Genomic DNA, 11,361 nt, shown 5'->3' on the forward strand with positions numbered 1-11,361 from the left:
GAGGTCGGCGTCAAGCAGCAGGTGTTCGGCGAGATCGAGGCGATCATCGCCGAGGACGCGATCCTCGCGACCAACACCTCGTCGCTCTCGGTCGAAGAGATCGGCGCGAAGCTCGCCCACCCCGAGCGACTGGTCGGCTTCCACTTCTTCAACCCGGTGGCGGTCATGCCGCTCATCGAGATCGTGAAGACGCCTCAGACGTCGGAGGCCGCACTGTCGACCGCCTTCGTCGTCGCGAAGAGCCTCGGCAAGAACGCGGTCCTCACCGCCGACGCGCCCGGCTTCGTCGTGAACCGGCTGCTGGCCAAGGTCATGGGCGAAGCCGCGCGTGCGGTCTACGAGGGCACGCCGGTCGCGGATGTCGAGAAGGCGTTCGCGCCGCTCGGCCTGCCGATGGGTCCGTTCCAACTGATCGACCTCGTCGGCTGGAAAGTCGCCGCGCACGTGCAGGACACCATGGTGCGCGCGTTCCCCGACCGCTTCTACGCGAACGAGAACTTCCACGCCCTCGCGGAACTGCCCGAGGTCGTCGAGAAGGACAAGGGCGGTCGCGTGACCGGCTGGACCAAGGCGGCCGAGAAGCTGCTGAAGCCGGCCGTGGGCTCGTCGCCGGCGTCGGCCGAGACGATCCTCGCCCGCGTCCAGGACGGACTCGCGCAGGAGATCAAGCTGATGCTGGACGAGGGCGTCGTGCCGGAGGTCGAAGACATCGACCTGTGCCTCATCCTCGGCGCCGGCTGGCCGTTCATCGACGGCGGGGCCTCGCCGTACCTCGACCGCGAGGGCGCCTCGCAGCGGGTGTTCGGCGACACGTTCCACCACCCCGTGATCAAGGGCATCGGCGGCTGACGCACACAGCGACACGACGACCCCGGGCATCCCGCCCGGGGTCGTCGTCGTTTCGGGATGCCGCCGACCTCAGCCGGCCGCCGGCTGCGCGGCGCGCACACGCAACTCCCGCGCCAATCCGTCACGCTGTTCGATGACGAGCCGGCGCAGGGCGGCGGGCGCGTCGAGGTTGTCGGCGAGCCATGCATCGACATCGGTCAGCGAGTCCGAGGACGGGAACAGCCCGACCACGAGCCGCCGTGCGATCTCGATGCTGCGCTCGGCCCACGCGGGTCGGATCCGCGCGTAGTACTCGGCGTCGAAGCGTTCGACGAGGTCACGACGGTCGCCCGCGCGCACACCCGCGATCGTGGCGGCGAGGTGGTCGTTCGTCAGCGTGCGGTCATCCCAGGCGGCGTGCCAGGCGGCTTCGCGGACGGCGCTGTCGGGCCGTGCGGCGAGGACCGTCCGGTGCGCGACGTGTCCCTGCGCCGACGGGTCCGTCGCGAGCTCGGCATCCGCGTCGGCGGCCGATGCGTGACCGGTCGCCGCCAGTGCCACCAGCCACGCCCAGCGCAGCTCGGGGTCGAGTGCGAGGCCTGCCGGTGCCGGCGAGCTCTGCGCGAGGATCGCCCGCATCTCGTCCGCGCGGTCCGCGGATCGGGCTGCGGCCGTCCCGAGGGCGCGGGCCCAGGCGAGCTGGGAGTCGGAACCCGGTTGGGCGGCCCAGAGCGCGTTCCAGCACGTCTCGAGCCATGCGTCGGCGAGCAGGCCGCGGTCATCCGCGGCCGCGTAGCGCCCGATCGCCACGTCGGCGTGTGCGAGCGCGTCGGTGACGAGCGCGATGTTCGTCTCGCGCGTCGCATGCTTCGAGACGATCTCGACCAGACGCGCCACCGGCAGCTCGCCGTCCCGGGTCGAGTTCCACAGAGACGCCCAGATCACCGCTCGCGCGACCGGGTCCTCGATCGACGACAGGTAGGAGGCGGCGGCGTCGGTTGAGTCGTCGTCGAGACGGACCATCGCGTACGTGCTGTCGTCGACGTTGGGCAGGACGAGATCGATCCCCGCGCCGGTCGCGCCGGTGAGCAGCGTTCGCGGCTCGACGGCGTCGACCTCGAACGTGCTGCGCTGTGTGAGCCGGCCGTCGGCGACGGCGAAGAGTCCGCTCGCGAGCCGGTGCGGGCGAGGGTCCGTCTGCGTCAGCACGAGGGCGTCGGCGGCATCCCGCTCGATCGCGACCTCCGAGACTCCGCTGGTCTGCAGCCAGGCGCGGCTCCATGCCGCGAGGTCGCGGCCCGACTCCGCTTCGAGCGCCGACAGCAGGTCGGGCAGCGTCGTGTTGCCGAACGCATGGTCGGCGAAGTACCGCTGCGCGCCGCGGAAGAAGGCTTCCTCACCCACGAACGCGACGAGCTGCTTCAAGACGGAGGCGCCCTTCGCGTACGTGATGCCGTCGAAGTTGAGCTTGGCCGCCTCGAGGTCGGGGATGTCGGCGACGATCGGATGCGTCGTCGGCAGCTGGTCCTGGACGTACGCCCACCCCTTTCGGCGGCTGGCGAAGGTGACCCACGCCTCGGGGAACCCGCCGGCCGCGACGGCCGCGTGTGCTCCCATGAAGTCGGCGAAGGACTCCTTGAGCCAGAGGTCGTCCCACCAGCGCATCGTCACCAGGTCGCCGAACCACATGTGCGCCATCTCGTGGAGGATCGTGTTCGCGCGTCCCTCGTGCTGCGCCGCCGTCGATGCGCCGCGGAAGACGTAGGACTCGGTGAACGTCACCAGCCCCGGGTTCTCCATGGCGCCGAGGTTGTACTCGGGAACGAGGATCTGGTCGTACTTGCCCCAGGGATACGGGTACGCGAACGCCTGCTCGAAGAACTCCAGCCCGCGCCGCGTGATGTCGAGGATCTCGTCGGCGTCGAGATGCGGCGCGAGCGAGGCGCGGCACAGGACCCCGAGCGGCACGGTGCGCCCGGCCGCGGTCCACTCGCCGTCCACGCGATGGTAGGGCCCTGCGGCGACCGCCGTGATGTAGCTCGACAGCGGGAGCGTCTCGGCGAAGGTCACGCGCACGCCGCCGGTGACGTCTTCGCGTGTCGTCTCCGCGCCGTTGGACAGGATCTGCCAGCCGGACGGCGCGCTCACGGTGAACCGCCACCGCGCCTTCATGTCGGGCTGCTCGAACACCGGATACACGCGCCGGGAGTCGGCGGGCTCGTACTGGGTGTACAGATAGGTCTCGCCGTCGACCGGGTCCCGGAACCGGTGCAGACCCTCGCCCGATGTGCTGTACCGCCCCCGCCCGTGCACCGTCACGACGTTGGTGGGGCCCAGTCCGTCGATGCGGATGCGGGCGCCGTCCCATTCGACCGCACGCGCTCGGCCGTTGACCGTCACGCTGTCGACGGACTCGCCGAGGAAGTCCAGCCAGGTGGCATCAGCGGTCGCATGAAACGTCAGCGTCGCCGTCGTGGCGAAGGTCGGCTCTGCCAGATCTTGTGCGTCGCGCACGTCGAGGTCGACCTCGACGGTCGCCAGCCGGATGCTGCTCGACCGGGCGGCCGTCTCGTCCCGGGTCAGGTTCGCGGAAGTCATATCACCATGCTTTCATGTGAGAGGGAACGCCTTTCACGTCTGAGTGGGCAGCTTCGCGCAGGGTCCGTGCTAGCGTCCGAACATGTTCAGTTCGGATGCCTCGACCCCGGCTCTTCCGCTCACCAAGAGCGAGCGCACGCGGGCCCAGCTGCGTGACATCGCCCTGCGGTCGTTCCGTGAGCGCGGGTACGATGCGACGACGATCCGCCTCATCGCGCAGGAGGCCGGCGTCTCGGTCGGCACCACGCACTACCACTTCCCCTCGAAGAACCACCTGGTGCAGGAGCTCTACCTCGACGTGCAGGAGAGGCACCGCGACGCCGCAGAGCCGAAGCTGGCGGCATCCGCCGATCTCGTCGACCGGTTGGCGATCGTCTACCGCACGGGACTCGACGAGCTGACCCCATACCACCCGTTCGCGCCGGAGTTCCTGTCGGCGGCGGTGTCGCCGCGATCGCCGATCAACCCGCTGTCGGAGGACTCCGCACCGGCGCTGCGCGTCGTCGAAGGGCTGTTCCGCGAGGCCGTCGACGGGGCATCCGGCCCCGCGCTGCCCGACGAGTTCCGTGCGAGCCTGCCCGATGCCCTGGTGCTCGCGCACCTCCTGCTGGCGGTGTTCTGGGTCTACGACCGGTCACCCGGTCAGCAGCGCACGCGCACGCTGCTCGACGGCGGCTTGCGGCTCCTGCGCATGGCGCTGCCGTTCGCCCGGATGCCGCTGCTGCGCAGGCCGCTGCAGGAGCTTCTCGACCTCGTCGCGTCGGTGAAGGCGTGAACCCTGATATACCTTCGCCGCGTACCGCAAGCGAGCCTAGGGCGTTCACGGCGGGCGAGTTCCTCCACGGGACGGTGGCCTCGTGGCTGTCCTTCAACCTGCTGTTCGCCATCGCGGTCATCGTGGGTGAGGCGTCGACGCACGATCCGGCCTTGGGCCCGCTCGCAGGCATGCTCGCCGCCCTGCTGGCCTACCTCGTGCCGGTCTCGCTCGTCGTGTCGGGCATCGTCGCGCTACTCTGCTGCGGCGCGGCCTGGGCGCTCGGGCGGGCGCTGCGTCGGGTGGGTCCGCCGCTGCCGCACCTGATCGGGTACGCCGTGCTCGGTGCCGCGATCGGCGCCGTCGTCGTCGCCCTGTATCAGCTTGTCGTCGCGCACGCCCTCGATTTCAGCGGCGGCCTCACGATGCTCGTCCCGGCGTGCTCGGCTGCGGCCCTGCCGCTCGGCTGGGGCTGGTCGGTGCGACGCGCCCGCAGGGCCGACGCCGGGCTGATCAGATCCTCCCGTGTCGATCCGGATGCGACGGCCGAGGACTTCATCCGCCCCTGAGGCTCGTCGCGACCCAGGTCAGCGTCGGGAACGCATGGGCCAGGGGTTCCGGGTGGGCCGCCGGGACCTCAGTTGAGTTCGTCGCGGCTGCGCGCCAGATCGGTCAGCGTGGGGATCTCGGACGTCTGCGCGCCGCGTGCGACCGGGATGCGGGTGCCCAGCACCTGCGCCACCACGTCATGGGCGATCTTCGAGGCGGTCAGTCCGGCATCCTCGAGGATCTGCTCGCGCGAGGCGTGATCGATGAACTCATCGGGAACGCCGAGCTCGTCGACGGCGGTGTCCACCCCTGCTTCGCGCAGCACCTGACGCACGCGAGTGCCCACGCCGCCGACGCGGATGCCGTCCTCGATCGTGATGACCAGGCGATGGGATGCCGCCAGCTCCACGATCGAGGGCTGCACCGGCACGACCCACCGGGGGTCGACCACGGTGGCGCCGATGCCCTGCGCGCGCAGGCGTTCGGCGACCTCGACGGCGATGTGCGCCATCGGCCCGATGCCCACCAGGAGCACGTCCGGTGTGTCGGATCTCACCAGCACGTCGACGCCGTCGGCGAGGCGCTCTAGCGTCGGGATCTCGGCGCTCACCCCGCCCTTCGGGAAGCGGATGACGGTCGGCGCGTCGTCGACGGCGACCGCTTCGCGCAGCTCCTCGCGCAGGCGGACCTCGTCACGCGGCACCGCGATGCGGATGTGGGGCACGATCTGCAGCATCGCGAGATCCCAGATGCCGTGGTGGCTCGGGCCGTCCGGGCCGGTCACGCCCGCGCGATCGAGCACGAACGTGACGCCGGCCTTGTGGAGGGCGACATCCATGAGCACCTGGTCGAAGGCGCGGTTCATGAAGGTGGCGTAGATGGCGACGACAGGATGCAGACCGCCGAAGGCGAGTCCGGCGGCGGATGCGACGGCGTGCTGCTCGGCGATGCCGACGTCGTACACGCGATCGGGGAACCGCTGAGCGAACGGCAGCAGGCCGGTGGGCCGCAGCATCGCCGCCGTCATCGCGATGACGTCGGCGCGCTCCTCCCCGACGTGCACCAGTTCGTCGGCGAAGACGTCGGTCCAGGCGGTGCCGCCCGCGCCGCCCAGCGATTCGCCGGTGACCGGGTCGATCTTGCCGACGGCGTGGAACTGGTCGGCCTCGTCCTCGAGCGCGGGCGCGTAGCCGCGGCCCTTTTCGGTGATCGCGTGGACGATCACCGGGGCGCCGTAGGACTTCGCCAGCGCGAGCGTCTCCAGCAGCGCGGTCAGGTCATGGCCGTCCACGGGGCCCAGGTACTTGATGTCGAGGTTGGAGTACAGCGCCGCATTGTTCGTGAACCGTGACAGGAAGCCGTGCGTGCCGCCGCGGATCCCGCGGTACACCGCACGGCCGGCGGGTCCGAAGCGACGGAACAGCGTGTCGGATCCGCGGTGCAGCGTCCGGTACGAGTCCGCGGTGCGCACGCGGTTGAGGTAGCGCGCCATGCCGCCGATCGTGGGGGCGTAGGAGCGGCCGTTGTCGTTCACGACGATGACGAGATTGCGGTCGTTGTCGTCGGAGATGTTGTTGAGCGCCTCCCACGTCATCCCGCCGGTCAGGGCACCGTCGCCGACCACCGCCACGACGTGGCGGTCCTTGCGGCCGGTGCGGGTGAGCGCCCGCGACACCCCGTCCGCCCAGCTGAGCGAGCTCGAGGCATGCGAGGACTCGACGACGTCGTGCGGGCTCTCGGACCGCTGCGGATACCCGGCGAGCCCGCCGCGGGTCCGCAGTCCCGTGAAGTCCTGGCGGCCGGTCAGCAGCTTGTGGACGTAGGACTGGTGCCCGGTGTCGAAGACGATCGGATCGTTCGGCGAGTCGAACACGCGATGCAACGCGATCGTCAGCTCGACGACGCCCAGGTTGGGACCCAGATGCCCTCCCGTGCGAGAGACGTTCTCGACGAGGAATCCGCGCACCTCATCCGCCAGCTGTTCCAGCTCATCGATGCTGAGCGCATCGAGGTCACGGGGTCCGGTGATGGACGACAACAGCGACATCCCCGCTCCTTTCCGGGCCCGGATGGGCCTTGTCAGTCTACCCGCGGCATGACGAAGGACCGGGTGCCGAGGCACCCGGTCCTCCGTGAATCCGCTGTCAGACGAGCGAACGCAGCACGTACTGCAGGATGCCGCCGTTGCGGTAGTAGTCGGCCTCACCGGGCGTGTCGATGCGGACCACCGCGTCGAACTCGACGGTCTGCTTGCCCTCGGGCGAGAACTCGCTCGGTTCGGCGGTGACACGGACGGTCTTCGGCGTGACGCCCTCGTTCAGCTGCTCGAGCCCGCTGATCGAGACGATCTCGGTGCCGTCCAGGCCCAGCGACTTCCAGCTCTCGCCGGCCGGGAACTGCAGGGGCACGACGCCCATGCCGATGAGGTTCGAGCGGTGGATGCGCTCGAAGCTCTCGGTGATGACGGCCTTGACGCCCAGCAGGCTCGTGCCCTTGGCCGCCCAGTCGCGCGACGAGCCGGAGCCGTACTCCTTGCCGCCGAAGACGACCAGCGGCGTGCCCTGCGCCTGGTAGTTCTGGCTCGCGTCGTAGATGTACGACTGCGGGCCGCCCTCCTGCGTGAAGTCGCGCGTGAAGCCGCCCTCGACGATCTGGCCGTCGTTGACCGCGGCGACGAGCTCGTTCTTCAGGCGGATGTTCGCGAACGTGCCGCGGATCATGACCTCGTGGTTGCCTCGCCGCGAGCCGTACGAGTTGAAGTCCTTCTGCGCGACCCCGTGCTCGGTGAGGTACTGCGCGGCGGGCGTGCCGGCCTTGATGTTGCCGGCAGGCGAGATGTGGTCCGTGGTGACCGAGTCGCCGAGCGTGGCCATGACCCGGGCGCCGGAGATGTCGGCGACCGGGGTCAGCTCCATCGACATGCCGTCGAAGTACGGCGCCTTGCGGACGTACGTCGAGTCGGCGTCCCACTCGAACACCGGGCCCTCGGGCGTCGGCAGGTTCTTCCAGCGCTCGTCGCCGTCGAAGACCGTCGCGTACTGCTTGATGAACTGCTCGCGCGAGATCGACGTGTCGATGATCTGCTGCACCTCTTCAGGCGACGGCCAGATGTCCTTGAGGAACACGTCGTTTCCGTCGAGGTCCTTGCCGAGCGCGTCGGTCTCGAAGTCGAAGTTCATCGAGCCGGCCAGCGCGTACGCCACCACGAGAGGCGGCGAGGCGAGGTAGTTCATCTTGACGTCGGGGCTGATGCGGCCCTCGAAGTTGCGGTTGCCCGAGAGGACGGCGGTCACGGCGAGGTCGTTCTCGTTGATGGCCGCCGAGACCTCTTCGATGAGCGGACCCGAGTTGCCGATGCAGATCGTGCAGCCGTAGCCGACCGTGAAGAAGTCGAGACCCTCGAGCGCCTTGTCGAGGCCCGACTTCTCGTAGTAGTCGGTGACGACCTTCGAGCCCGGGCCGAGCGTGGTCTTGACCCACGGCTTGCGCTTGAGGCCCTTGTCGACGGCCTTCTTGGCGAGCAGGCCGGCCGCGATCATGACGGACGGGTTCGACGTGTTGGTGCACGACGTGATCGCCGCGAGCGTCACGGCGCCGTTGTCGAGGATGTACGCCTCACCGTCGGGCGTGGTCACCTTGATCGGCTTGGACGCCGTGGCGGGAGCACCGCTGTTGATGTGCACCGGACGCGTCGTGGGCGTCTCTTCGCCGGGGACGCTGCCCGGGTCGGATGCCGGGAACGAGTGCTTGCTGTCGAGGTCGACGATGTCGTCGGTCGTGGACGCCGTGGCGTAGTTGACGATGTCCTTCTCGAACTGCGCCTTCGCCTCGGACAGCAGGATGCGGTCCTGCGGGCGCTTCGGGCCGGCGATCGAGGGGACGACGGTCGAGAGGTCGAGCTCCATGTACTCGCTGAAGTTGGGCTCGTGCGCTGCGTCGTGCCACAGCGACTGCTCCTTGGCGTAGGCCTCGACGAGCGCCACGGCGTCCTCGTCGCGGCCGGTCAGGCGCAGGTAGTCGAGGGTCACGTCGTCGATCGGGAAGATCGCGGCGGTCGAGCCGAACTCGGGGCTCATGTTGCCGATGGTGGCGCGGTTGGCCAGCGGCACCGAGGCCACGCCCGCGCCGTAGAACTCGACGAACTTGCCGACCACGCCGTGCTTGCGCAGCATGTCGGTGATCGTGAGCACGACGTCGGTGGCGGTGACGCCGGCGGGGATCTCGCCGGTCAACTTGAAGCCCACGACGCGCGGGATGAGCATCGACACCGGCTGGCCGAGCATCGCCGCCTCGGCCTCGATGCCGCCGACGCCCCAGCCCAGCACGCCGAGGCCGTTGACCATCGTGGTGTGCGAGTCGGTGCCGACGCACGTGTCGGGGTAGGCGCGCAGCACGCCGCCCACCTCGCGGTCGTAGATGACCTTGGCCAGGTGCTCGATGTTGACCTGGTGGACGATTCCGGTGCCCGGGGGGACGACCTTGAAGTCGTTGAACGCGGTCTGGCCCCAGCGGAGGAACTGGTACCGCTCGCCGTTGCGCTCGTACTCGATCTCGACGTTGCGCTCGAGGGCGTCCTCGCGGCCGAACAGGTCGGCGATGACCGAGTGGTCGATGACCATCTCGGCGGGCGAGAGCGGGTTGATCTTGCTGGGGTCGCCGCCGAGGGCCGTGACCGCCTCGCGCATCGTCGCGAGGTCGACGATGCAGGGCACGCCGGTGAAGTCCTGCATGACCACGCGGGCGGGCGTGAACTGGATCTCGGTGTCGGGCTCGGCTGCGGGGTTCCACGAGCCGAGGGCCTTGATCTGCTCCTGCGTGACGTTCGCGCCATCCTCGGTGCGGAGCAGGTTCTCGAGCAGCACCTTGAGGCTGAACGGGAGCTTCTCGTAGCCCTCGACCGTCGCGATGCGGAAGATCTCGTAGTCGGTGCTGCCGACCGTCAGGGTGCCTTTGGCACCGAAGCTGTCAACCGTGGACACGTCTGTCTCCTTCGTCGGCGGCGGGAGCTGGCCGGAGGACCGGCATCCCCATCTTCCCTCGCGGCGGGGCCCTCGGCTAGTGAGGTCGCCCTAATCCCGGTGAGGGAAATTTATCTTGATGTCAAGATAAATGTATCACTCGTCTCCGGTCTTCGCGTCCGGCTCGCGGCGCGGGTACAGCGCGCGGACCGCGAGCCAGGTGACCGCCACCAGCGGTGCGAAAAGCGGCAGGCCCATGACCAGCTTGAGGGTGCCCAGCGCCGTCACGTTGCCCGAGAAATACAGCGGGAGCTGCACGATGAGGCGCGCGGCGAACAGCCCCGCCCATGCGATCGACAGCCAGAAGAAGACGCGGCGCTTGCGCTTGTCGGCGCGCCACGCGGTGCCCTCTCCCATGAGGAACCCGACGGCGAGGCCGATGAGGGGCCACCCGATGAGGGCCGACACCAGGAACGCCGTGCCGTAGATCGTGTTGGTGAGGAACCCCGGGATGAAGCTGTCTTCGCCGCGTCCCGTCCACAGCGACAGCGCGGCGGCCGCGGCGGCCGCGACCAGTCCGCCGATCGCGGCGCTGGCCGACTGCCGCTGGACAAGCCGGACCACGGTGAACACCGCGGCGAGTCCGACCGAGAGACCGAGGCTCAGCAGGAGGTTGCCCGAGCGCGTGCCCGGATCGTAGGTCGCGGTCCACACGACGAGGAAGACGACTCCTGGCAGGACGGATTCCAGGATGCCGCGCCAGCCGCCCATCGCGGCCCAGACGACGTGTCCCGTGCTCTTTCCGCTGGCGGGGTCCAGGCCCGCCCGTCGTGCGGCCCCGCCGAGGGCGGCGCCGAGCACCTCCGAGGCCGATGCCGGTGCAGGTGCGTCGGGCGGGGTCGTGGACGGGCGCTCGGTCGGCGGTTCGCCCGGCGCGTCGTCGGGGCGGGGCAGGTCGCTCACGCGGTACCCGGGGTCGCGGGCATCTTGAGGGGGATGAGGTCGCGCGGCGGCATCGGCGAGCTGCCGCGGACGACGACGATCGACCGGAAGAGGTCCTCGACCGACGCGGCGGCTTCGACGTCCGCGGTCGCGGCGCCGCCGATCACCCCGCGCAGGAACCACCGCGGTCCGTCGACGCCGACGAAGCGCGCGAGACGCTTGCCCGCCGTCGCCTCGGGGCCGGCGATGACGGGGACCTCGGCGAGCAGCTCCGGACCGAGCGGGCCCTCGCGCTCCTCGACGCGTCCGCCCTGCTGGCGGATCTGCTGGCGGATCTGCTCGCGCGTCTCCTCCCACAGGCCGGCCGAGCGGGGTGCGGCGAACGGCTGCACCTGCAGCGTCGAGCCCGCGTAGTCGAGGCCCACGGCGACGATGCGCTTCGTCTGCTCCTCCACCTCGAGTCGCAGGTTCAGTCCTTCGCGCGGCAGGATCTTGATGCCGCCGAGGTCGATGTACGGGCGGACCGGGTTCGCCTCGGACTCGTCGAACGGGCCGGCCGTCGCGCGATCCTCGGGTGCGGTCTTGCGGGGACCGTCGGCGGGCGTGGGGTCGGTCATGCGAGGACTCCGTCCTTCTGGTAGCCGGTCGAGCCGAAGCCGCCTTCGCCGCGGACGCTGTCGGGCAGCTCCTCCACGGGGATGAAGCGGGCGCGCGGCACCGGCATCACGATGA

Annotated in this window: 8 protein-coding genes and 1 pseudogene; 3 read left to right on the forward strand and 6 right to left on the reverse strand. The window is 69.9% G+C overall.

Going from position 1 to position 11,361, the window contains the following annotated elements; all coding sequences use genetic code 11:
- A partial coding sequence (locus tag ACTHNQ_RS16805) for a 3-hydroxyacyl-CoA dehydrogenase family protein (RefSeq protein ID WP_440335102.1) occupies positions 1 to 849 on the forward strand: 849 nt, incomplete at its 5' end.
- Positions 850 to 918: 69 nt separating this feature from the next.
- Here the strand turns inward: ACTHNQ_RS16805 and pepN are convergent.
- A complete protein-coding gene (pepN, locus tag ACTHNQ_RS16810; RefSeq protein WP_440335103.1) occupies positions 919 to 3,426 on the reverse strand; it encodes an aminopeptidase N in 2,508 nt (835 codons plus the stop codon).
- 82 nt (positions 3,427 to 3,508) lie between these two features.
- Here pepN and ACTHNQ_RS16815 point away from each other — a divergent pair, with 82 nt between their 5' ends.
- A complete protein-coding gene (locus ACTHNQ_RS16815) occupies positions 3,509 to 4,201 on the forward strand; it encodes a TetR/AcrR family transcriptional regulator (protein ID WP_440335104.1) in 693 nt (230 codons plus the stop codon).
- A gap of 74 nt (positions 4,202 to 4,275) precedes the next feature.
- Positions 4,276 to 4,749, forward strand: a complete 474-nt coding sequence (locus ACTHNQ_RS16820; protein ID WP_440335105.1) for a hypothetical protein — start codon at positions 4,276 to 4,278, stop codon at positions 4,747 to 4,749.
- Positions 4,750 to 4,817: 68 nt separating this feature from the next.
- On the opposite strand, the gene dxs is transcribed toward ACTHNQ_RS16820, so the two are convergent.
- The 5 genes and pseudogenes from dxs to ACTHNQ_RS16845 all read right to left on the reverse strand — a co-directional run.
- Positions 4,818 to 6,776, reverse strand: coding sequence for a 1-deoxy-D-xylulose-5-phosphate synthase (dxs, locus tag ACTHNQ_RS16825; RefSeq protein WP_440335106.1), 1,959 nt, complete (start codon positions 6,774 to 6,776; stop codon positions 4,818 to 4,820).
- A 97-nt stretch (positions 6,777 to 6,873) separates the two neighbouring features.
- The gene (locus ACTHNQ_RS16830) at positions 6,874 to 9,708 is read right to left on the reverse strand and encodes an aconitate hydratase (protein WP_440335107.1); all 2,835 of its coding nucleotides are present in this window, start codon (positions 9,706 to 9,708) and stop codon (positions 6,874 to 6,876) included.
- A 135-nt stretch (positions 9,709 to 9,843) separates the two neighbouring features.
- Positions 9,844 to 10,650: a DUF3159 domain-containing protein gene (locus tag ACTHNQ_RS16835; protein ID WP_440335108.1), complete on the reverse strand. Its 807-nt coding sequence runs from the start codon at positions 10,648 to 10,650 to the stop codon at positions 9,844 to 9,846.
- On the reverse strand, positions 10,647 to 11,246 hold the full coding sequence (locus ACTHNQ_RS16840; RefSeq protein WP_018170892.1) for a DUF3710 domain-containing protein: 600 nt from the start codon (positions 11,244 to 11,246) through the stop codon (positions 10,647 to 10,649). The genes ACTHNQ_RS16835 and ACTHNQ_RS16840 overlap by 4 nt, the downstream gene beginning before the upstream one ends.
- Positions 11,243 to 11,361 (reverse strand): annotated as a pseudogene (locus ACTHNQ_RS16845) (dUTP diphosphatase); the annotation flags it as partial. The pseudogene ACTHNQ_RS16845 and the gene ACTHNQ_RS16840, both read right to left, overlap by 4 nt.

The sequence above is a fragment of the Microbacterium sp. genome (assembly GCF_051953575.1).
Taxonomy (GTDB): Bacteria; Actinomycetota; Actinomycetes; order Actinomycetales; family Microbacteriaceae; genus Microbacterium.

Coding starts and splice junctions, on each gene's coding strand:
- ACTHNQ_RS16815 (WP_440335104.1), top strand. CDS start 3,509: ATGTTCAGTTCGGATGCCTCGACCCCGGCTCTTCCGCTCACCAAGAGC.
- ACTHNQ_RS16840 (WP_018170892.1), bottom strand. CDS start 11,246: ATGACCGACCCCACGCCCGCCGACGGTCCCCGCAAGACCGCACCCGAG.
- dxs (WP_440335106.1), bottom strand. CDS start 6,776: ATGTCGCTGTTGTCGTCCATCACCGGACCCCGTGACCTCGATGCGCTC.
- pepN (WP_440335103.1), bottom strand. CDS start 3,426: ATGACTTCCGCGAACCTGACCCGGGACGAGACGGCCGCCCGGTCGAGC.